General features: G+C 45.2%; 18 protein-coding genes. All 18 read right to left on the bottom strand.

Going from position 1 to position 23,589, the window contains the following annotated elements; all coding sequences use genetic code 11:
- Positions 1-5 precede the first annotated feature (5 nt).
- The 18 genes from HG263_RS02905 to HG263_RS02990 all read right to left on the bottom strand — a co-directional run bounded on the left by HG263_RS02905 (position 6) and on the right by HG263_RS02990 (position 23,589).
- Entirely contained in the window at positions 6-491 is a 486-nt protein-coding gene (locus HG263_RS02905; RefSeq protein WP_171624567.1) for a BW3TFN family phage tail fiber component, read from the bottom strand.
- Between the two features lie 351 nt (positions 492-842).
- Positions 843-1,619 carry a DUF4376 domain-containing protein gene (locus HG263_RS02910; RefSeq protein ID WP_216628334.1) on the bottom strand — a complete coding sequence of 259 codons (777 nt, stop codon included), beginning with the start codon at positions 1,617-1,619 and terminating at the stop codon, positions 843-845.
- A 9-nt stretch (positions 1,620-1,628) separates the two neighbouring features.
- Positions 1,629-5,000, bottom strand: a complete 3,372-nt coding sequence (locus HG263_RS02915; protein ID WP_171624568.1) for a hypothetical protein — start codon at positions 4,998-5,000, stop codon at positions 1,629-1,631.
- A 335-nt stretch (positions 5,001-5,335) separates the two neighbouring features.
- Positions 5,336-8,503, bottom strand: a complete 3,168-nt coding sequence (locus HG263_RS02920; RefSeq protein ID WP_171624569.1) for a hypothetical protein — start codon at positions 8,501-8,503, stop codon at positions 5,336-5,338.
- Between the two features lie 9 nt (positions 8,504-8,512).
- Positions 8,513-9,076: a phage tail-collar fiber domain-containing protein gene (locus HG263_RS02925; RefSeq protein ID WP_171624570.1), complete on the bottom strand. Its 564-nt coding sequence runs from the start codon at positions 9,074-9,076 to the stop codon at positions 8,513-8,515.
- 94 nt (positions 9,077-9,170) lie between these two features.
- Positions 9,171-10,109, bottom strand: a complete 939-nt coding sequence (locus tag HG263_RS02930) for a phage tail protein (protein WP_171624571.1) — start codon at positions 10,107-10,109, stop codon at positions 9,171-9,173.
- A 2-nt stretch (positions 10,110-10,111) separates the two neighbouring features.
- Complete coding sequence (locus HG263_RS02935) at positions 10,112-10,996, bottom strand: baseplate assembly protein (RefSeq protein WP_171624572.1); 885 nt, start codon at positions 10,994-10,996, stop codon at positions 10,112-10,114.
- Between the two features lie 74 nt (positions 10,997-11,070).
- Positions 11,071-11,589, bottom strand: coding sequence for a hypothetical protein (locus HG263_RS02940; RefSeq protein ID WP_171624573.1), 519 nt, complete (start codon positions 11,587-11,589; stop codon positions 11,071-11,073).
- A complete protein-coding gene (locus HG263_RS02945; protein ID WP_171624574.1) occupies positions 11,590-12,558 on the bottom strand; it encodes a hypothetical protein in 969 nt (322 codons plus the stop codon).
- Complete coding sequence (locus tag HG263_RS02950) at positions 12,555-12,980, bottom strand: hyaluronate lyase N-terminal domain-containing protein (RefSeq protein ID WP_171624575.1); 426 nt, start codon at positions 12,978-12,980, stop codon at positions 12,555-12,557. Before HG263_RS02950 ends, HG263_RS02945 begins: the two co-directional genes overlap by 4 nt.
- A complete protein-coding gene (locus HG263_RS02955; RefSeq protein ID WP_171624576.1) occupies positions 12,980-13,645 on the bottom strand; it encodes a hyaluronate lyase N-terminal domain-containing protein in 666 nt (221 codons plus the stop codon). The genes HG263_RS02950 and HG263_RS02955 overlap by 1 nt, the downstream gene beginning before the upstream one ends.
- Entirely contained in the window at positions 13,645-14,190 is a 546-nt protein-coding gene (locus HG263_RS02960; RefSeq protein ID WP_171624577.1) for a phage tail protein, read from the bottom strand. The genes HG263_RS02955 and HG263_RS02960 overlap by 1 nt, the downstream gene beginning before the upstream one ends.
- A complete protein-coding gene (locus tag HG263_RS02965; protein WP_171624578.1) occupies positions 14,141-14,812 on the bottom strand; it encodes a phage tail protein I in 672 nt (223 codons plus the stop codon). The genes HG263_RS02960 and HG263_RS02965 overlap by 50 nt, the downstream gene beginning before the upstream one ends.
- A complete protein-coding gene (locus HG263_RS02970) occupies positions 14,809-15,714 on the bottom strand; it encodes a baseplate assembly protein (protein WP_171624579.1) in 906 nt (301 codons plus the stop codon). The genes HG263_RS02965 and HG263_RS02970 overlap by 4 nt, the downstream gene beginning before the upstream one ends.
- A gap of 20 nt (positions 15,715-15,734) precedes the next feature.
- A complete protein-coding gene (locus tag HG263_RS02975; RefSeq protein ID WP_171624580.1) occupies positions 15,735-16,439 on the bottom strand; it encodes a hypothetical protein in 705 nt (234 codons plus the stop codon).
- A 351-nt stretch (positions 16,440-16,790) separates the two neighbouring features.
- Positions 16,791-17,333, bottom strand: coding sequence for a hypothetical protein (locus tag HG263_RS02980; RefSeq protein ID WP_171624581.1), 543 nt, complete (start codon positions 17,331-17,333; stop codon positions 16,791-16,793).
- A gap of 30 nt (positions 17,334-17,363) precedes the next feature.
- Positions 17,364-18,677 carry a hypothetical protein gene (locus tag HG263_RS02985; protein WP_171624582.1) on the bottom strand — a complete coding sequence of 438 codons (1,314 nt, stop codon included), beginning with the start codon at positions 18,675-18,677 and terminating at the stop codon, positions 17,364-17,366.
- A 19-nt stretch (positions 18,678-18,696) separates the two neighbouring features.
- Entirely contained in the window at positions 18,697-23,589 is a 4,893-nt protein-coding gene (locus tag HG263_RS02990; RefSeq protein WP_171624583.1) for a hypothetical protein, read from the bottom strand.

Here is a 23,589-nt window from a genome sequence, read left to right on the forward strand (position 1 = left end):
CTCCCTTAGAAGCTTATTACAAATTCAAAAGATTCACGTACCCCTTGGTCGCGATAAATCGCGGGCCGATGCTCAAGTAGCATCAAGGTGCCAATTTGCGACACTTCACTGGGGAGTAAATACGGTTTGCCATTTGGCACATCGGCATTAGGCTTTGTGCCTACCATTAAACCCAACTCTCGAACGGTTTTTGATAAGCCATCTTCAAAGTCGTAGTTAAATTGGCAATACAAGTGCGGGGTTGGATAGTCGACAATTTTATAACGCCCATTGGGGACTTGAATTTCGCCGTTTTCTTGATCTACCTCGCAATACAACACCCGAGTTGCTTTGCGATAACCTAAAGTTGAGGTCAGCTGTGTGCTAGCACTTTGCTCTGGCGGAAGTTGGTTATCCCACTCAATTGCACCTTGCCCCCACGCCAGATAAATATCTTCTTGCTTAATGGACTTAGCCAGTGCAATGCGCCCTGCACGAGTCAATATGGCCACTGTGTACTCCTTAAAATAAATAATGTTGGCAAATAACGCGCACAAAAAAGCCCGCCTCTGCGTTGTGCGAGTCGTTAAAAGGTCTTGAGATCCTGAAACAAGTTCAGGATAACGAACAATCCGTCATTCTGACGAAGGTCTGAATCTCGCTGACGTTCAGCATTGGACGCTGAGAGAAAGAAGATCCTGAAACAAGTTCAGGATGACAAACAATCCGTCATTCTGACGAAGGTCAGAATCTCGCTTACATTCAGCATTGGGCGCTGAGAGCAAGAAGATCCTGAAACAAGTTCAGGATGACGAACGACTCTAGTTGCGCAGTAGCGGGCTTAAATCTGCATTAATAGTGAATTATTGGCTAACCCACAATGCGGTTTGTTGCGCTGATGCAAATTTACAGGCCTCAAACAACTGCGCTTTACTCACTTGCGCCACGTCATTGTTTGCCAATACCCATGATGTACTCTCATCGTTTTGCATGACCACCAGCGCGCGCGCCATACGTTGTTGGCTTAACTCATCTGCATCAAACTCCATCCCGTCAACTTCTACGGTCAGTTTGGCAAGCTCTTGCATACGTGTTTGCTTAAAACGTTCACGCTTAACTTGTGCGATTTGCGCTTCACTGTGTGCGTGCGTTGCTGGGTAGATATAAGCGACCAAAGCTTCGTCGTCATATTCAGTACGCGCGGGGGTTGCTTCGGTGGTTAATGCAAGGTCAACCTCAACATACTCTGTGCGATAACACTGGCGACGTAGCGATAAATCTAGTTGTGGTTGAGCTGGTAATTCAGGGACTTCCATCAACTCATCGCTATCAGCATCTAGGTTGGCATTGTGAGCCAGCGCAGCTTGACGCTCCGCCTCCACTTCGACCACTTCAAGTTCCCACGCTTGATATGCAGCAACATGGGCGGCTTGCTCTTGCTCAATAGCCGTTTTTAACGCTTGCTCGATTTGCTCTTGTGGGTGACGGAGTGCCATTTTTGTTAGCACATCGTCATAACTGATGCTTGGCTGCTCAAACAATTGCTGCGCACTGTCAGTGCTTGCTTGTTCATTAATCGCTTGTGTTTCAGGCACAGTTGAGTCGACCGCTGACGCAGTCTCATTATTTGTTTGTTCCATAATTTGTCCTTAGTGGCTGGCAATACCCAGCGGCAGTTGTGTGTGGTGGCAAAACACTTTCACCGTGTTGCCGTTTAAATCTGTTTTGGTGTTTTCACCGTTAATGATTGGGATGGTTTGGTCGTCGCCCCATGATGCAGGGTCGATAGGAATTAAATATTCAAGTCTGTCTGGTGCATGATGAACACCCACAGTCCCATTGGCTAAAATCACCCAGTTTGATGCGTTCCAGTTAACATTAGACGATGTTTTACAATACCAATATCGCCCATCCATTGCGGTTGTACCTGCGTCGGGGTGCACATAGTAAAGAGTTCCCGCAATCATATTTGCGCCTAAGTTCGTATCTCTTATCTGTGTAAACTCAGGTGTACTGTACATCAACTCCGCTCCGTTAAACTGCAGATACAAAAGACCATTTTTTTCTATTACCGTGCTCAATGTTTTAACCGCACTAGATGGCTCGGTTTGGCTATCTAAATTCAGCGGCGCGTGTTTGGGTTCATCCCCTAGAGATTGTGTCCACGTCAATTGACCCGTTGGTGCATATCTACTGAGTTTATTAACCGCCACTTCTTCATGTATCAACGCTCCATTTGAACGTGTACCCACCTTACCTATTAAGCTTGGCTGTAAACGGTTGCCATAGGCAGTTTGGTTTGCTTGCGTAACGTAAATGTTACTTACATCGCCTAGTATGCCGAGTTGGCTGGATGCTTCAGTAAACTGTGCAGGCGTTTTATAACTTAACAACGCGACGATATCCGGGTTCCAGCTGCCTGAACTGGTGTTTTTGATTTGATCAAAACCTACGTTAGAGTTTGTCCATGTTTGACCTAAGTCTCTCGTATAACTTGCATTTAACACACCATCAGCCATTTTACGGTTTAACGGATAACCAGAAGAGTTATCTGGTAGCTTTGGCAACCATTGACCAATCACACCATCAGGGAATGTTGCTGCGATACGTTCAGGGTGGCCGATAATATCAGTCCAAGGAAGCGAGTCGAATTCGCTGGATAATGGAACCCCTTTAATTACATAAATATCATCTCCAACTTGCCAATCTAAAAGCGTGCTTGAAGTAATTTTCTGAAAACTATTGTCAAGCAGTGTTCCATGCTTGTCAGAGGTGTAAATATTGCCACTGGGCTCTACATATGCAGCGTAAAGAAGGGTGCCGCGAGTGCTGTTATACAAATAGCTGAACTTCCTACATTCAGGCTCTATTTCATAGCCGTTTTGTTGGTCAACGGTACCAAATAGATTGATATAGTATTTACCTGCATAAGTATTTGCTATTGCTAACTTTTTAGCTTTTACATTAGTAAACACTAGCTTGTTTTTACCACGCAACGTCCCTGCCACGGCTTTACGTATGGTGTCTTCGCGTAGTTGATTTACATCTAGCTTATTGGCGTTTAAGCGCAAGTCTTCTACTTGGCCTGCGTAGATGGCATCGTGATATTTATATTGGTCAGGGCGGCCTGAGTTATTGCCAATTGTCCCTAGACCATTGGGGGCCGAAGTTCTTTTCACAAATGCATCCAACGTAGATGTAGCATACATCCCCCAAGATTCATGCGTTCCAGCCGCAGACCATGGGTAACGATATGCAAGCTCATCACCGCCTTCAGAATTTCTCCCTCCCCACTGAGCAGTACCCATCGGATTGTAAACAGGATGATATGCCCCTTGGTTTAAGCGTTGAACTAATGCGATTGGGATCGCAAAACACTGACTTTTGTATGCGCATGTTCTATTTTGATTGTTTCTTGGCTGCCAGTGTGAACTATCTTTATCTGGAAAAAGGTCATAAGGTGATTTGCATACATACCCATTTACATAATCCCCCGATGTAACATTAGATACATCTAAGTTGGTGTCTAGTTGTCCTCTTGTTATTATACGGCTATTCGCTGCATTATCTGAGCCAAGATAGTGAAAATAACTTACCGTTTGCGGCGCAAGGAACCTATTGTTGTTCCAATTATCACCCAACCCTTCAACCACTCTCACACGATACCGCACTTGAATATACGCTTTGGCTTCTGGGTCGTAGTAAATATTATGTTCGGGATTTTTTAAAAACTTAACGCGGTTAGCGGCGGAAAGTGTTGACCATTTAACCCCGTACCCTTTGGTATTGGTGTCCCATTCACCGAAGGCAGAATACCCTTGTGCCACTAGGTTATTGGCAAGACCGATACCCTCGTAATTGCTCGCGCCAAATTGCACATTGCCCAGTGGGTACACCACATCTTTATCGGCAATTTTTTCATGCCATGATTCAAGAAATACTAGATCTTTACGAGAGGTGATCACTTGTTCTGTAGCTGGTCGCAAGCATATTGAACTTATAGATACCTTTTGTTGCGCATTGTTGTTTTGCACAATGATCCGTGCTTCACCTGAGGCTGGTGCTTTAAATTTAATTTTATGCGTACCCACAGAGTCGATATCTAAGCGCCCCCATGGGTTGGTGAATGATGCTTCGTTATTGACAGCGACTGAGATATTGCCCGAGTCAATACTGCTAACTGTAACCTCTAAAACATATTCATTATCGTTAACTAAAGGTTCGTTACTTAGACTTACTGGCTTGTAATACTGCCCCCCCGTGCCATCATAAGACAACAGGTTATTGCCAATCTTCCAACCTTCAGGCAATACCCACCCTTCGCCAGAGTCAAAACTGCCACTTTTAATCAACCCAGTAAACGCCTCGACAGCACTGGCATATTGGGTTACTTTTCCCGTTGCAGAATCATAAGTTTTAGTGCCATCAGGAGCGGAGGGAAATTTTAAGGTTGTTTGTGTTGAACCATGAGCTACACCAAATACATGCTGCAAAGTGCCATCAATAACTACCTTTGGGTAAATGGATTTAGAAGCCCCATCTATGATATTTGTGGACACTTCCCCCATTATTAAGCCATTTTTAAAGCTCGGACTGAGCCACTGCCACATACCTTCATTGACTTTTTGGTTTGAAGAGGCTCGATTATGCTTCCCCCACTCCACAAACCCTGACCCTGCATATTGCTGCTTGCGCATCTCACGCAGCGCATCGAACTGGGCTTTGGTCATGACATCTGGGTGTGGGTTGATTTTTTGTGTGTCGTTAATTAAATCCGACAGGCTGTCTACTTGATAACTTTGACCGTTTAAATCTTTAAGCGACACTTTGCCGGTTTTGGTTTGCCAATCGTTAATGGCTTGGTGGTTTGCTTTGATCAAATCATGAGTGCCGTGCATATCGGCTTTTACTTGATCAATTTCATTAATACTATCGGTTACATCGGTTGCCAGTTTAACACTGGCATCGGTTTGCTCTGTCACCGCTTTTTGTAACAGAGCCAATTGTGCTTCTATGGTCATTTTCCTTTCCTTTACCTGCATTTAGGGCGCACTTTATTACCCAAGATACGGGTAACGTGCATGTATAAATGAAGGTCCAACGAGTAAATAGAAGGCTGAGTTTGGCTTCCAACAGACCAAACTCAGCCCTTGAACAACACGCGAGCGCGTGCCGTGTATTTTTGTGGTGATTGCACACTTGGGTGCTTTTTCCACAATACGCATACTGTAACCAGATTAAGGGCAAAATATCGGTCAACTTTGCCCTATTAGCGCTCGGTTTACCCCAACGCCTGAATTACAGTCTTGTTTACTCGTTGTTTTAAAAGAAAGTACTTAGAAGCAATGGTTACCCGTTATTGACTGGCAATACCCAATGGCAACTGAGTGTGATGGCAAAAGACTTTCACCGTATTGCCGTTGAGGTCGGTTTTTATGTCTTCGCCATTCACGATTGGGATAGTCTGGTCGTCACCCCAGTCTGTTCTATTGTGTTTTAGTTCTGCACCGTGGAATTGTAGGTAATACAAACCATTTTTCACTGTGAGAGTAGGTAACACTTTGACAGCAGGGGAATTGTTTACCGCATTAAGTTCTATAGGCGCATGGCGCCAGTTTTGGTAAATGGCACCAAATGATTCATCACGAGGCTCTGATGATTCATTAAAGGAGTATGAAGTCGTTACAAGGTTATGTACCGCGTTATTTGTATTATTAATACCAATTTGTGACGTTAAACTTGGCTGTAAACGGTTACCCAAATGTGTTTCTGAGCTGTTTGTAATGTAACAGTTACCCACATTCCCTATAACCTTCACCAGAGCATTCGCTTCTGTACATATTGAAGGTGATTCGTAGTGCATTAACTGAACGCGATTAACTTCACAACCATTTGTAAAGTCGTTACTGACACTATGAAATGTCGATAACGTAACTCCCCATGATGCACCGTTATCTAACGTGAATACGCCAAACTGCCTGCCAGCGGCCTTTCGATTCGCCGTAAACCGTTCTATTTCTCCAGTTGGTAATTTTGGTATCCACTGCCCAACCACACCATCAGGGAACGTGGCCGCAATACGCTCTGGGTGGCCGATGATATCAACCCAAGGGAGTGAGTCGAATCCAGCAGATAACTTTTTAACTTCTGCAAAGTAGCACACATCACTCATGTTAATGCCCAACGTTGTGGGGATAACATGACCACCTTTTCCTAAATTACTGGGGTTACCTGTTAACATCATATGGCTGTTTGCTGTTGAAACTTGACCGTATAACGTCGTATTGGTCGACGGTTGCCACATCATAATGGGCGTGCCGCTTGGGAAGCCATTCGCGTACAAATCAAGAGATGTACCGTTATTTGGGGAATCTTTAAAAATCGCATTCTGCAAGTTTGAACCAGTGAGATAACCTTTATGTAGCGCCTTAAATTGTGTAAATAACGGGCCCTCTTTACCCCGCAACGTCCCCGCCACTGCTTTACGCATGGTGTCTTCACGTAGCTGGTTTACATCTAGCTTATTGGCGTTTAAGCGTAAGTCTTCCACTTGCCCTGCGTAGATGGCGTCGTAATATTTGTATTGATCAGAACGACCACAATACACCGAACCATTCTCAATATATGAAAAACCATGTTCTCCTTTATTCCCTCCACCATTATTCGCCTGACTATCGAAACAATCATACACCGAACGGATCTCAGTAAGCTGGTCGTGAGTTTGATACCACGTATAATAGTACCCGCCGCTGATCCTTCTTCTACCAGTACCCATCGGGTTATAACTTGGATGATAAGCCCCTTGATTTAAGCGTTGGACTAAAGCTATCGGGATTGCAAAGCATTGGCCTTGGTGAGCAAAATCAGTGCGACTTCCTACCGAACCATCTTTTGAAGCCGCATATAAACCTAACTGAGGCTCGATGTTCATCTGAGCATGATATCTATATGGTAAATAGTTTCCTTGTTCAGAGTAATTCATATAGTTTTTAGGACTAATTAAACTAGCACCTTGGGGCGGAACTTGGAAACGAGTATTTACATTGTCATATCTACCTCCAAGACCTCTTGTATCTGCATTATTAGATACAAAACTCCCATGTCCGTCACCCAACCCTTCAACCACTCTCACTCGATACCGCACTTGGATATACGCTTTGGCTTCTGGGTCGTAGTAAATATTATGCTCGGGATTTTTTAAAAATTTCACGCGGTTGGCGGCTGATAGCGTGGACCATTTAACCCCGTACCCTTTAGTATTGGTGTCCCATTCACCGAAGGCTGAGTAACCTTGGCCGACTAAGTTATTAGCAAGGCCAATGCCCTCGTAAGTGCTTGCACCGAATTGCACATTCCCTAAGGGGTACACCACATCTTTATCGGCAATTTTTTCATGCCACGACTCTAGAAATACTAGATCTTTACGAGAGGTGATCACCTGCTCAGTCGACTTCTGAATCGACACCTGATTATATCGCGCCAAGCCATTATCACCCGCATATAAAATTATGTAATACGCGCCACCCTCAGGCCCAGTTGTAAACTCAAGTTCAAAGTAACCTGAATCACCGTTGGTGTGTGCAACAAAGCTAAACCTCTCAGTGCCCGCATTATTTACGATAAAGTTAATACCGTCGACGCCACCTGAGCGTTGATACTCAGCTAAATAATATGTCGCTTTGTATGTTGTGTTTGGCTCTAAAGTAAAGTTTTGTTTTGCATAATTAACTCGCTCTTCTCCCCCTGTTCCATCATCAATTATCGTCAATTGTTTATTCAAGATAGAAGCGCTACCTCGTGATGGGTTTGCAAACATATGCCAAGGTTTTTCAGGCTCTGGGTAAACCGGCAAATCATAATCTACACTGAAGGCAGCCTGTTTGATTACGCCGCCAAAAGCAGGCTCAGCATTGCCATGCTCGGTTACCTTGCCCGTTGCAGAGTCATAAGTTTTAGTGCCATCGGGGGCTGGGGGGAATTTACAGCTTACGATACCGTATGGATAATCCACCGACTGAAGCTCATGAGATACGCCATCAACCACCACTTTTGAAAATGGGCTAGATGACTTATCTTCACCAACCCAACCACTTGTTTTACCTGAACGTCCCAAATTCAATTTGTTCTGATATGCCCACATACCATTATTGACTGCATTATTAGTCAAATCTCCGTAACCCCACTCCACAAACCCACTTCCTGCATATTGTTGCTTACGCATTTGGCGTAGCGCATCAAACTGGGCTTTGGTCATCACCTCTGGATGAGGATTGATTTTTTGTGTTTCATTGATAAGCGTTGCAAGCGTATCAACTTGGTATTCTGCATCGTTTAGGTCTTTAAACGTGACTTTGCCGGTTTTGGTTTGCCAATTGCGGGCGGCTTGGTGGTTTTGCTTGGCAAGCGCGTGTACTTTGTCTATTTCTTGCCAAGAGTCTTCAATGGCGGTTTTTAGGTTTGATACTTCGTTGGTTTGCTCAGTAACAATGGCATTAATTTCAGTTAGTTTTAAATCTATACTCATGGTGATTCCTTACAATCCGGCGTTTCTTAACCGTTTGTTCAGTAAAAAGTTTTGGTGAATTTGCTTGGTCAAGTTTTTACTTTGCAAGACTTGCGCGTAAGTCATGGTGAGCAGTTCTTCGGTTAAAAACACATTGGCGTTGTTAACCCCAACCGTACAGGTAATGTTGTCGTTCGGCAGTGCCGATACGCTGAGGTTAAACACCTCGAGCCACGCGGCATCAGCTGATTTATAGTTCAACTGCTTATTGGGCACACTGTATACAGCCACTAAGGTTTGCTCAGTTGACCAAATACCAATTTCTTTTACTGGGTATTCTTGTGGGCCATCAAATAAGGCACTAAAGCGCAGCTGTTTGCCAAACTGGTCGTCGTCAATAATTTCAGCACCACCAATGGGGACTATTTGTAGCTGGTTGCGAAGTGCGGTTTGTGTGTTGCTAGGAGCATAGGCTTGATCTCCCGCCGACACATGGGTGATCGCCATACTAATGCCCTGCTGAGAGGCGCTAAGCAGTTTGCTCAAGCCTTGCTCAGTCCACACGATAGGCGTAAATGTGCTTGGGTCGCTCATGTTGGTTTCCAATGGATATTACAATGTGAAAAGGTAAGAAGGCGCGAACGCGCCAAAGGTTAATCGCCTGCGAATGTAGCCGAATGGCTTAGCGCTACTCGTTTGGCACTTTAGCTGTTAGGTTTAACGTGCCGTAGTTCATTCGTCCGGTGCTTGCGCCCGAGAAGCTTAATGGTGCCACATTAGTGATGCGCTTATAGTTCATTTGCACGCTACATAATTGCTGTGATTGCCAATTGGCGTTTTGCCAACGGTCATGCCATGGACCTAACCACACCCGTTGTGCAAGGGTACGTTGTTGACTAAATAAACGACTCCGCACAATGATGTTAGGCAGATGCGATGGCTGGTTGGTGGTTAAGCAGTAGCGACCGGTCTCTTGAACATCTAAATGCTCACTTATTTGACTGCGTTTGCGCTGGTGAGCAAAGCTAATTTGCTCAACGCTTGCATCCACAAAGTGTTTTTGAGTTCGGCCAAAACTGGCTTTAACCAAGCCTTTGCCTTGATGCTTAAACATCACACCAGAGTAATCACTAAGCACATGACCAAACGCACACCCTTGGCTTGATAACGTTTGCTTGCGAATATCATAGCCATGATATACCCGCGTCAGTTCGCTGCTCACCGGCGCCGATAGCTGCGCTAAATTAACTACTTTGGTTAAGCGCTCATCACCGGGCACCGTGCCTGCATCAAGTTGATAGGTATAGTAATGCAGCCCCGGCGGGGTATTTTCTATTTGCGCGTTATTGAGTTCGAGCCAACCAAGGGCGGTGGTTAAACTTTTTGGTGTACCACGTATACGTTGCCATGCAAGCCCGTCTTTTAGGGTTTTGCGCACGTCTTGGCTATAAGGCAAAATGCTTTCTAAACCATACTCCCACACCAGCCACATAAGTTGCGCGTCGTGCGGATTGGCTTTCATATTGGTTAGGTTAGCAATTGCGCCATCAAACAATGTTGCTTGATCCTGACTTTGCAAGCCTTTGAGCTGCAGCGGGCTATGATTAGGGGGTAAAAGTTGTTGCATTGTTACCTCACGCACAGTGTGAGTTTAATATCGCCCGGTACGGCACATTGCTCTGGCGTGATGTTAATTAACCCATCCGGCTTTTTAATTTCGACCTGACTTATCCCGCTTTTGTGCAGTTGTGCGCTTATCCAGCTCGGAGCTAAGTCCCAATCAAGCTTTGCCTCATTGCGCCATGCATCACGTAACAGCTGCTCTAGCTCGTTAAACACCTCTGCAGAAGTATTAGGCTGTAAATATATGTCAGCCTCAATATCAACCATTTTCATATCAGCAGGCTGCACAGTAACCGAATCGGTGAGCATTTTAACGCCATCGTCCAATACTTTGTCTTTAACACGTTCAACCGTGGTTTTGCTTGGTGGTGCATCTTGCGGTTGTGGCGTCTCACCAAGGGTTGTATCATCCAGCGCTTGTTTGGCGAGCACAGTAACAATCACTTTACCGCCTTCTTTGCTTATTACCGACACATCGGCAATCTCACTAGGTGCGGCATTAATGGCATGATTACGATAGTGCTCGGCACTGCCTGCGGTGCTTGATGCAATGGTATTGTTGCGAATGCGCTGACGATAGTCATCATCTTGCTCATTGGTTACGCGCTCAACACCATAGAAGGCACCAAGGTGTTCTAAATCAGCCCCTTTAGCAAAGGCCAATAAATTGGATTGCGCCGCTTGGTTTATGCGCTGGCGCAGTAGTAGTTCTTGATAGCTTTCTACCTGAAGCCACACAGTTAACGGGTCGCTCTCAAGTTCAAGCGCCTGCGCATAGTCTGGCGCAAGCTCTATAAAGCGCGCCTTACGCGCTTTATAGATGGCTTCAAATGAGAGTGATTCGATAATGTTGGGATCAGGGAGTTTGCTTAAATCGATATAACTGGTCATCGATTTGACTCCTTGAAAAGGTAATCGAGACTTAAACAACTAAGTCTTAGAGGACGTTTTGATACTTAGATTAACTAAATAACTGAAAAGCGATATTCGCCCATCTCAAAAGGCATATCAGGAAAGTCAGTGTTAAACAGTTCTTGGTTAACTATCCAAATACCGTTTGTTTCAAACTTCAATGGCATGGTTAATTGACCGTTTACCACTTGAGCTGGCATTAACTGAATACGCCCCGTATCGATGCGCTTGAACGGCACCTTAAATTTACGGTCAGGTATAGCCAGTTGCCCCGTTGCTATTACATCGTTTGATTGTTGGGGCACAGTAAATTCATTGTCATGGTTCACATAGCCATCTAACTGACCTGATACATTATCAATAACCACGCATTTCAATGCGTTTTCGTCATTGCGTTGCGTTAAAAATATATCAACATCAAAATCACTAACCAGTTGCTTATTACCTACGTAATCAGCAAATAAATAGGATTGTTCATCGATAGAAACAATTTCTTGCTGCTTAAACTGGACAGGGTCGTCCTGTAATTGCTCTTCAATACTGCCGCTATTAACTTTTATTAATACGCGCATTTAAACTCCTAATCTCGCACCTGAAAACGCATAAATACAATCACTCGCCCAACACTCAAGCGCGCTTCTTGTAAAATAGATTCTGCGATTATCGGTAACACTCCAAATTGAATAACGTTTTTTACTACCAATAGACATAAACAAATCTTTGGATATTTGAACCAGCGGACCTGAAAAAGAGTTAAACGACAGGTTGTGAGTTGTACGAACTATACATTTGCTAGATTCACCATTCGTAGTATTAAAATTACGATTTACTGAGAAAGGGATGCTACAAACATCATATGAGAATCGCGCATCGCCCCCTGAACTTCCTACAAAAGAAGGCCCAAGCGTGACTGAACCGTTAAATAATGACACACCCTCTAAGTATACTGGACTGTTGTTATTTCTGCTGTGCGATAATGGCCCTATATAATTAGTATATAGACGAGACTGAAATTTCATCGTATCAAAATCGATACTATATGTTGCAAATTCATGTGTACAGAACAGCGTATTATTTTCCAATATACCCAATGAAATTTGCACGACTGACAGTGTATCGCTACTCAGCACATACGTTCGATCATTCAAATTTACGCGGAGCAACCTGAAATGACTATTGCCATTTTCATGTAATGCCGTGATCAAATATGATACGCCATTTTTATTGTAAATCAGGTTAGGGAATTTAAAATCATCTAAATCTGTATAATAGAAACGATAGCTAGACAAATAATCTCGCACATTCCATGTCCATTGCGCAATATTATCACTGTTAAAGTACGTTATGTTTGTCGCGCTGATAACTAGATAACCACCATTTAGATCATGCTCGTTCGGTATCGCCATATCTAGCGCTACATCTAGACTACTGAGTGGGTTTCTAAATGTTGATTCAGGCCATGGAAGCAACTGAGAAGCTGCATTTGGAAATTCACCGTTTACAAAATTGTTTGATGCTATTTTATCTGTCAGTACAGTCATAAAATCTCCCATTTCGCATTAGTAAAAATGGCGACGCGCTCAGTGAAAATCGAGGTGTGATATTCTGTTCCCACTTCGCTATCTTTGATTAGCCCATTTGTCGCCAAAATCTGTGCTTTGTTGTTGTCATCTACAGTTGAGCTACTAAGTACGCAAAACTCAATACGCGAACCCTCGGCAGCTGTTGCGGGTAAGTGTAATTTGCACGGAGCTTTGAACGCATATTTACACCCGACAATTGCGTTTGTATCTGTTGTGATAATGTGAGTACGAGCCATTTCAACAGGCACACCACCTAAAGTTTGCCCGTCACCAATAAACAACTGCTCAGCCTCTGGGGACCAACCCGGCTCGCCGTTGGCAAGCACGGTTTGTAGCCGTTCTGCCTCGGGGCCGCGTCTAAATTGAATCTTTCGACCCATTAAAATGTGCCTCCGTCAATGTCGCCGCCTTCAACCGCTAAGCCCAATGAATTAACCCAATCTTTTACCCATGCGGTGTTGGCAATATGAGTGCTATCGTCAGACAACGCGCGAGTGGGTGCTTTTGGGTTGCCTGTAAAGTTTGGTGAGGTAAATAACTGTGCTTTAGATTCATTAGTGACGTTGCTTAGACCAACATCGCTTTTATTAATTGTTACCGCACCCGTTTTGCCATTTACAGCTAAAACGTTATCGGTTGGGGTTCTGAGCAAAATCCAGTTTGAGAGCACGTTGGCAGGTGTGGCTTTTAGCACATATGACTTGTTTTCATCTGTACGAATTGCCAAGTCGCCCGGCTGCGCCGTTAGAGCAAGCATCGCCGCTTGGTTTGCTACTTCAAACGGTTGACCAATGGCTAAGCTTGGCAGCACGCCTTCTGGAATTTTACCGCTGCCATCAAGGGTCAATACCTGATTTACACCTGTGCCAGCATCTTTATAAATGGCGCTGCCAAGGGTGTCAAAAATATCAATACCACCAGGGGTTTGACCATCACCTACAAACAGCTTTTTGCTATCGGTAAGCCAAATGGGTTCACCACTTGCGGGGGTTACATTGGTTCTGTTGGCTGCAGGGCCGCGTCTAAATTGTAATTTGTTTGCCATTATAAAGTGCCTCCATCTAGGCTAGTTGCATTAGGATAAGAATCTGAAAAAGCACCACCATCAAGCGACAATAGGCCCATAAATTTGTTGATTTCGTTGCTAACGTGCTCTTGCGTGGCATACACCATAGATGGGTCAACTTTTAAATTAACCGCATTTGCCTGTACCACATCGATCACCGCTTTTATGCCAAGCTCGGCGCTGGCGTTGTCGGCAATATTGGGTTTGTATGTTTCTGGATATTTAACAATGGCAAATGCCACATCATCTTCAGTATAAAAGGCGGCTTCACGAACATAAAAGCCCCCTTCGGTTGAGGGTACTACCCCCACAATTTCGAGCATCGAAGGGCTTTCATCAAGGGTTTTAGAGCTATTGATTAGCCCCCTAAAGCGTTCATTCGTAAGCCCTTGTGCATCTGGCTGGATTAGGCCGTCGCCTACGGCAAATTTGGTTAAATTGATTTTTTGGCCTGTGCCAATGGCGTTGGCAATTTTAGCTCGACCTGCTGGGGTCAGCATGGTCCAGTATTGAGGCTGAGACATAACTACTCCGAGGATATACTTTGATTTGATTAAAAGATTGGTTAACAAGTGCAATACACAATGACGACTCACTGGTGATTTCACTGGCGTAGTATGGATAAACTGTGGCGGTGATACCTGATGTAGCAGCACTGGCAATCGTCAACTCAGACTCGCTAAGCAAACTCACCGATAAATCAAACTGCACACTTTCACGTTTGGTATTGGTGATGGTGTCATAGATCTGTTCTATCACCTCTTGATCTATGCCTTTGTCGGTCACCGACACATCAACTGAAAAGGTCCCCGCTTCACCCTGCGGTGTTTTTTCAAACCACTCTTTTAGGTCCGTTTTATAACCAAATGGGGTAAGGCCATTGATAATGGCAAAGCGGGTGCCTAAATGTTTATGCTGCTCATAGCTTTGCGATATCACCAAACGTTTGGTTGTATCACTCCAGCTTTCGTCCCATTGCGTCACACCTTGGCTCCAAGCAAGCCAAGGTAGCAAAGACGTTGGGCAACTTTGTGCATCCCAAAGTGTTGCTATAAAGTCTGTGCCATCAAAAATTGGCTGTAGAAGATGTTGCGCTGCAACTTGTAGTTCGCTTTGCAGTTGTGTGCCATTGTGCAATTGACTCATGCCACAACCTCAAAGGTGATGTTATCTAAACCGTTTTCACACCAGGCAACTTCATCTTGCGCCACAACAATGTTGCTATTTGGCTGAATAAGTTCAACTTCTTCAACGCCCTCTTGATGCAGCACCGCAAACAATGCCGAGCGTTTGATGCTTTGCCCAAGGCCATTCTGTTTCGCGATAAAGCGCGCTGTTTTTTCAAGTACTAGCTCTTTAACATGGCTGTTACCGGGGCCTTGCTCTAGTTTGATATGAGCTTGTAACGTAAACGACTTTATTTTTGCCGGCACAATGTCAACGCGATCGCCAATAGGACGAATTTTTTGCGCCTCTAACACATGCGAAACGTGCTCGGGCGCGCCCGCTTGTAGCCCAAATGCCTCGTGTAAGGTGTTCATTAAACCGCTTGATGGCAAGCCATTTTGTGACTCGTTACTTAATACCGTGAGCACAACGTGGCAAGGTGAGGGACTGGCAACATGTACATCTTTTACCCGCTCATCAGCGCTCAAAGTATGATAGCGGTAGCTTTTACCTGTACCTGCGGTGTTTAAGCTATGAAACGCCAGTTGCACTCGCTCGCGCAGCCGCGTGTCGTTTTCGTTTTGTTGACGTACCACGCCATACTTACTGGCAATATGATCTAAATCACTGCCCATTGCGCTACTGAGCATAGTAGATTTAGCCGCGTCGTTCACTCGTGCGCGCAGCAACATGGCATGATAGGCATAGGTGTTCAGCAACTGAGTAAGTGGCTCAGACTCAAGCCCCAAGGTTTGCTCAAGCGCTGGGTTTTGCGCTAATAAATTGTTTTTTAACTCTGTAAGCAGTTGCTCGTAGTCTAACTGTTGTAACACATTAGGCGGCGGCAACTTTGATAAATCAATCAGTTTAGATTTTGACATAAGCAGCTCGGCAAAGTGGTTTATTGGGCATCGTAAAAATAAATAGCAACGTTATTGGGCGCTAAAATTTGCCCATTACTAATGGTATTGGTGGCCACATTCAGGTTCATAGCATTGGTAGCGTCAAGCCAGCTTCCACCTTGATTGTAGGCACAAAAATTAGGCCCATCGGCTTGAGCTTGGCGAGTGAGATTAAACGCCGTGTTACTGCCATCGGGTACATGATTAAGGTTGTATCGACCCATTACCCCTTTGGGAAAGGTTTGCGCAAATTGATTTGGCGCAGCGATTACGTCCATTTGCGGCATGGCGGTAAACTCTTCCCCTTCACCGATGGTGGCAATCATAATATGCGCGGTAACTTGGCTGTGCTCGCTGATGGTATTTCCCGTACTAAACCAGTTATCGTCCCCGGTGTTTGGGTTAACCAAAGCAAGGTTTTCACCACCAACTACGATACACTCGTTTACTTGCAGCCATTCACCCAATTGGTGACCACCCGCAAAACTGCCTAAATTGGTATTACCAAATGAGGTGAATTTGATCAAGACGGGTTGAACAAGGGGCTGAACGAGCGAGTTAGCAAAATATTGCTCACGACCATACACAGGCAAGTTTTGGGTAAGTGGATTGTTGACAGGCTCGGCTGCAATGCTATCAATAAAAATAGTACTGGTGGATGCTCGGCACACGTCAGCATGCACCAAGGTAAAAGGATTGCTCATAGTTTGGCTCTGCTTTTTAATGAATATTCAAAACCGCGCAAACAAAAAATGGGCATAGAGTAAAACCCTATGCCCATTTCGTTACGGGAAAGACCACTGTTTCAATTTGCTGAAATAGTAGCAATTATTTAGAAAAGAAAACGGTCAAGTTTGACCGTTTTGAAAAGGAAGTGGCAACTAACTGAATTTAGTTACCTTGCTGTTGGAAATGCAAAGCCACTCGCATACTCGTACTAACTCAGGCACAGTCATTCGGAACATCTCAAAAGTGCTCTGTGAAGATATGCTTAAAACTATGTAGTGAGTGATTTAGCGAGGGCTTTGAATAGGAAGGAAAACAAGTATTAGTAATTATAGGTAAGCGTCAAACTCAACGGTCTCGAATTCAAGTCTAAAATCAGCACCTATACGCGCTAAGCCACGGTTTACACGTGCAGCGCTGATGGTATAGTTGCCCGAGTTTACAAACTGACCGCTAAGCAACACTTTAGCATCTTTAATTGTTGCGATGTAACGCATATCATCTACAGGCAATTGGCCGTCGACCACACGCTCACACATTAGCATAAGTTCAGTATCGTTTAACGAATCAGGCAGTGGCGCTTCTTCATCAGCAGCTTGCAGGTCAGCAGTTAATGTAAACTCCGTGCCTACTTTTACCCAATGAATATCACCCACTAAGCGTGCGGCTTCACCCGTCACGGTTACATCAGTTAATGCAAGCTGTGCTAATGGTGCTTGCTCAGAGGCTTGTTGTATATCAGCCTGTGGCGCAAAGTAATCTGCTACTTCTTGCTCGTTTTGCCACACTTCGCCTGTGAGCGGGTTAGTTAAATGCGTTACCCCGTTTACCGTAACGCTCTGATTTTGGCTATCAAAAATAAAGTCTGTCATTGTAATATCCTTAAATTAATTGAGCGTGGTTTAAATTGCTTGCGCAATGCCTTCGGTGGTTTCGATGCGAGAAGAGCTGATATAAATTATTTTGTTATGCTGGCGGCTAATAGCGGCTATGTGACAATCATACTGAGTAATATAAAAATCATTATCCTTTTTGCGGTAACCAATGGTTATTTTAACTTGACGTTCACCTGCATGTTTTGTTTTTGGTAGAAGGGCAACACCTGAATAACGACTAAAGCTACTGTAATCAGAGTTTGTCACGTCGTGATAAGGTAGCCAAGCATCCCCATGTAAATCAACCGGAAGACTAGTTTGGCCTAGCACTAAACCCTGCTCACGAGAAAATTCATATTGGCGTGCCCGCCAAACAAACTTTGGCGGAGTGCAAATAACTTGGTCTGAACTCCCTTGGAGACTACTTATATTTTCATTGCTATGTGAATAGGCCCGAATTTCGACTGAATAATAGCCTTTTTGAGTAGTAAACTCTTGCTCAAAAGCCGCTTTATTAGCAATTGCTTTACCCATTTCCGCTTCCCCTGACGATGTACGACTATATGCTTTACCACCACGCACATAGATTAACGCTCTATCAGATTTACGCACTTTTAATGCAGAAAAGTCTACTAAAATAGAGGTATCTATTGACCAACTATTCGCTTTGTGAATGTTAATCGTCAGCGCTGAAGCGCTATTGTAATTGGCATTACTCGTAAATAGCCTGGCAGTGTTGTCATGATATGGTAGTAACCCGTATCCATGACCACTCGCTGTCAACGAGATTTTTCGACTAATGACTTCTACTTCACCTTGAGCGTTTATTTTTCCTAATTTCGCGGAAACGTAGCGATATACATCACTTGTACTCCATGTTGTGTAGCCTCTATCGTAATAAAAATACATCTCTTTAGTATCAAAGTCTTCAATCGAAATATAGCTCGTTGGTGCTTGAGTAGATGTATTACTGTATTGTGAAGGGTGCTGCTGATAGTTCAAGTTTTGAATGGCATTCACTGGTGTTTGGCTAAAATAAAAGCTTTTTTGTGTCGCATTATTGATTGATTTAATCAACTCAGGAATTTTCGACAGCTCTTGTGTTGCTTGTACCGCAAAAGCGTCTTTTGCGCTATTCAGCGACGCGGTGCTTTGGCCTAGCGAGTCTGTGGCTGTATCTAAGTGTTGCTCTGCTACAGCAACCAGTGCGGCTTCTACATTTGCGCCAGAAGTGAGCTGATTAATAGCTACACCAAGTTGCGCGTTTTCTTGAGGGGTAAGTGTGCCGTTGACAATTTTATTGGTCAACGTTTGCACTGCATTTGCAATTGTATTAGACATGATTTCTCCTTAATAAAAATTAGATAAATGCGGCAGCAATTGGGTTAGTTGCAGCCACAGCGGCTCTGACTGGGTCTTGAATATAGTCTTGCCACTCTTGTTCGGTTTTACCGGCAAATTTTTGGCTATCGCCAGAAGTTACTTGATTTGCTGATGCTTGAAGTTGTTGATTAAAGTTACCTTGGTGGATCACTTTTTGGTTGTAGTTGGGACCTGCGTAAATATCGCCTTTGACATAAGTAGGCCTGCCAAAGTAAAACTTTTCTCTGTCGGTATCAAAATGACACCAATTGCTGTTTTGCGGCCCTATATCAACATAACCATTATTGGTGATGGCTCTGACTGTATTGCTCACACCTTTTGCAAGCTTGGTATTTGAGTCTTGAAGTTGAATATCACTGCGAAACTTAACCCAGCGACTTTGATAATTCATCTGCATAGCCCAGTTGTCAGCTATATTGTCTGATCCTAAGTTCCCCATACCAATATATGAGTAACCATCTCCTATATAGCTCAAATGCAGTGACGCTGAGTTATCTCGACCAGACTCACCAATTGAGATACCCGCAGCCTGCTCATTGGTATTCGAGCCGCTAGAGCTACTGTCCAATGTCAGCCACGGGTTGTTTTTGCTGATATTAATATCAGCACCAAAGTCAAAGGCTTGGCTGTTGGTATACTTCATGGCCACTTTGTTAGTGTGCGAGTCGTAAATACCGGTATAGCCATTGGCCGTGTTTGGTGACCATATATAGCTATCAGTGCCCGACATTTTTAAGTCGCCACTGACTTTTACATCCCCAGTAAATGCCCATTCACCATTTGCGGCAACTTTTGACCAGTCACTTCCATAGTTGATGTACAACTGATCAGTAGCCCCAACTAAAGCGCGTTTATCACGGATTTTAAGATCTTGCCCGCTATTGGTATCAACATGTGAGCTTTCAAAACGCGCGAGCTTGTCGCTTTTGCCGTGGTATTTATTGCTAAGTAACTTATCGCCTTCTTGTAATGCAGCTGCCTTGACCTTACCTCTAAATTCCCAGTCGTTACTCAAATGTAAGTTTCTAGCAGTCCAATGAGTTTGTCCGCTAGAGCGTCTGAATAGGGTAAAATAATCTGCCCCTGAGCCGCTGGTCACTGGACTATTGTCACCATTGTATTCAATACCGCCACCGTGATTTGGGCTTTGCCCCACATACACAATGCCAGTTGTTTGTGCATCCACTTCAGCGCATACATTAAGTACCGCAGCGCCACTGTCATTGGCGCGAATATTTACCGTGGTATTGTCGCCGTTATCAAAGGTTGCATTACCATTAATTGCCAGCCCCGAGGCTGTAACATAACCTTTTACCTTAAGCCCCCAGTCTTTTAGTGACATCCACTCAGTGATTGAGCTTCCACTTCTGTGTTGCCATCTAAAATATTCATTTAAGTTATCTGAGGTTTCAAAATACAGGTAACTATTGGTATCTTGGTCCGAGGTATTTTGAAATCCAATCGCAGCACCATCAGAGTTTTCTACCCAGCGAAGTGCTTGATTAGTTAAATCAATACTTTCACCCTTAGCAACGGCACCAATCTCGCTTGGTGTGGGTTTATGACCTTCGTGGTAGACTTGGTTACCTTGCACCGTGATAGTAGCTTCTCGGTTATCAGCTGAGCTTAGGGCAATACCTGACTTTGTTCCTTCATGTATAAACTCTTGAGGATAACCTTCGGTATTAAAGTCACCAATCTCTATCACTTCCTGCCCATAACTTTGTACAGTTATGTTCATAGCAATGGCACTTGGAGTGTCAACTTTTGCTTGGATTAAAAAGTGTTCATTGGTATTTGAAAGCAGACGTAAAGTAACTTGTGAGTAAGGCCCACTGAGCGACTTGATTGTAAAATCACTGTGATGATTGACTATGATTTCAGCCGAAAACGCAACAACCGTGCTATCAGTCGTTCCTTTTAAGTTTAGCCGGATCATTGAGGCAAGCTCTGCCCCCGTTACTTTTGCAATCGTTTTAAACTCACTTTTAGTCACAAGTGGCGTACGACCAGAGATAGAAGGTAATGCTTTTACATCTGAAGCTAAGGGCTTATTGCCTTCATGATAAACCCGTTGGTTATAACCTTCCCCTGCGTAAATGTCGCCCTTAACTTTTAATTCCTTGTTAAACCAATGGTTGGGTCTATCGGTCTCATAGTGGCAAAAGTTGTCATTTTGCGCACCTAATTTTAGATACCCCCTGCCATTTGAGACTTTAAACGCCTTGTCACCATATTCACCGGTCGTAGTTTCTAAAGTGACGCCACTTACTTTTACAGAGTCAGAAAACGCCCACGCGCCTTTGGCGGATACATTAGAAAAATCGCCATTGTAGTTGACGTACAGCATCTCGGGCGTGTGAGCTACAAGCGCACGACCACCTCTAAGTCTAAAGTCATTACCGTGAGTAAAGTCGAACTCAGAGTCCACCAAGCGCTGTAATTTGCTATCTGCTGCTTGCAGTCCTGCACGCGCTTCACTGACTACTTCCTCTTTGGTTTTGCCTCCTAAGCGCTGTGAATCAGGTGCTGTGCCCCCTGCAATTTCTGCCACTTCATTACGAATTGACTGTGCCTCAACAACAGAATTTGCAGCACTATCTTCACTGGCTTTTGCCGCAACCTGACTGGCTTGTGCCGTTGCAGCCGATTGCGCTGCATTGCTTTCACTGGTTTTGGCTGCCGCTTTACTCGCAGCGGCTGCCGTAGCCGATGATGCGGCATTGGTTTCACTGGTTTTCGCCGCAGCTTTACTTGTAGCTGCAGCGCTGGCTGAGCTGGCTGCCGCTGATTGACTAGAGGCTGCTGCGGTTTTACTACTCGCTGCGCTACTTGCAGAATTTGCTGCTGCGGTTTCGCTGGCCTTGGCCGCTTCTTCGCTACCAAGCGCTGCCTCGGCTGACTCAGCAGCTGCGGCTTTACTTGATGCCGCCGCCGATTTGCTCAACCCCGCACTAATCGCAGAACCCGCCGCTGCACTTTGGCTTGCTTTGGCGGCATCTTCGCTGGCTTTAGCCGCCACTTTAGATGCTGCCGCATTGGTTTCGCTGGTTTTTGCCGCCGCTTTGCTAGCTGCTGCGCTACTTGCAGAACTGGCCGCTGCGGACTTACTTGACGCCGCTGCCGTTTTGCTACTCGCTGCGCTGCTCGCTGAGCTGGCTGCTGCGGTTTCACTGACCTTTGCCGCGTCTTCGCTGGCAAGTGCCGCACTTGCATGCTCGGCCGCTTTATCTTCACTGACTTTGGCTGCTGACTTACTGCTTGCCGCACTTGTTGCTGAAGCAGCCGCTGCGCTTTGGCTTGCTTTGGCGGCATCTTCACTGGCTTTAGCCGCCACTTTAGATGCTGCCGCATTGGTCTCACTGGTTTTAGCCGCCGCTTTACTCGCCGCGGCGCTACTTGCGGAACTGGCCGCTGCGGACTTACTTGATGCCGCTGCCGTTTTGCTACTCGCTGCGCTGCTCGCTGAGCTGGCTGCTGCGGTTTCACTAGCCTTTGCCGCATCTTCGCTGGCAAGTGCCGCACTTGCATGCTCGGCCGCTTTATCTTCACTGGCTTTAGCAGCTGATTTACTGCTTGCCGCACTTGTTGCTGAACCCGCCGCTGCGCTTTGACTTGCTTTGGCGGCATCCTCACTGGCTTTAGCCGCCACTTTAGATGCCGCTGCGTTGGTTTCGCTGGTTTTAGCCGCCGCTTTACTTGCCGCGGCGCTACTTGCAGAACTGGCCGCAGCCGACTGGCTTGACGCCGCTGCTGTTTTGCTACTCGCTGCGCTGCTCGCTGAGCTGGCTGCTGCGGTTTCACTGACTTTTGCGGCGTCTTCGCTGGCAAGTGCTGCAGCTGCATGCTCGGCTACTTTATCTTCGCTGGCTTTGGCTGCTGACTTGCTGCTAGCCGCACTTGTTGCTGAACCCGCCGCTGCGCTTTGGCTTGCTTTGGCGGCATCTTCACTGGCTTTAGCCGCCACTTTAGATGCCGCTGCGTTGGTTTCGCTGGTTTTAGCCGCCGCTTTACTTGCCGCGGCGCTACTTGCAGAACTGGCCGCTGCCGATTGGCTTGACGCCGCTGCTGTTTTGCTACTCGCTGCGCTGCTCGCTGAGCTGGCTGCTGCGGTTTCACTGACTTTTGCGGCATCTTCGCTGGCAAGTGCTGCAGCTGCAGAATCAGCTGCCGCAGCTTTACTTGATGCTGCTGCCGATTTGCTTAGCCCTGCACTAATCGCAGAGCCCGCCGCTGCGCTTTGGCTTGCCTTAGCTGCATCTTCACTGGCTTTGGCTGCCACTTTAGACGCTGCTGCATTGTTTTCGCTGGTTTTCGCAGCTATCTTACTTGCTGCAGCAGCGCTGGCTGATGCTGCTGCATCATCTGCATTTTGTGCTGCTTGTGCTATAGAGGCCACCATGGCTTCTAGCTCTTCAATTAATTGCGCTACTTTTACTGCATTGCGATTAATTTCAGCTGGCGTTGCTATTTCGCTTTGTTCACCTAAAAAATTGGTAACAGGGAATGTAGCTTCATTACTTTGAAACCAACCCGTCAGCTCCTTTTCACGGCGATGCCACTTTGTTTGCAGCTCTGTTAAGCTTTTTGCCAAACGCGCAGGTGTCGAATTATTGAAATTTTGAACCAAACCATAAGGCAGTTCACTGCCACTTTCTTGCGGGTTAAACCTCTGCCCATCGAGCAAAGCTAAACGCAATTGTGTATCACTGATCACTTGGGCAACTTGAAGTATCTGATTTTGTTGATTTAGCCTTAAATAAACGAGATCTCCCGTTTGTACTTTCGCCACGCTAATAAATTGCGTATGCACACCCGTGATCGTCGCGTTATTTTTAGTAACGCTAATTTTGCCAATTGAATAGGCCAT

It is taken from the genome of Pseudoalteromonas caenipelagi (genome assembly GCF_013140855.1).
In the GTDB taxonomy this organism is placed as follows: domain Bacteria; phylum Pseudomonadota; class Gammaproteobacteria; order Enterobacterales; family Alteromonadaceae; genus Pseudoalteromonas; species Pseudoalteromonas caenipelagi.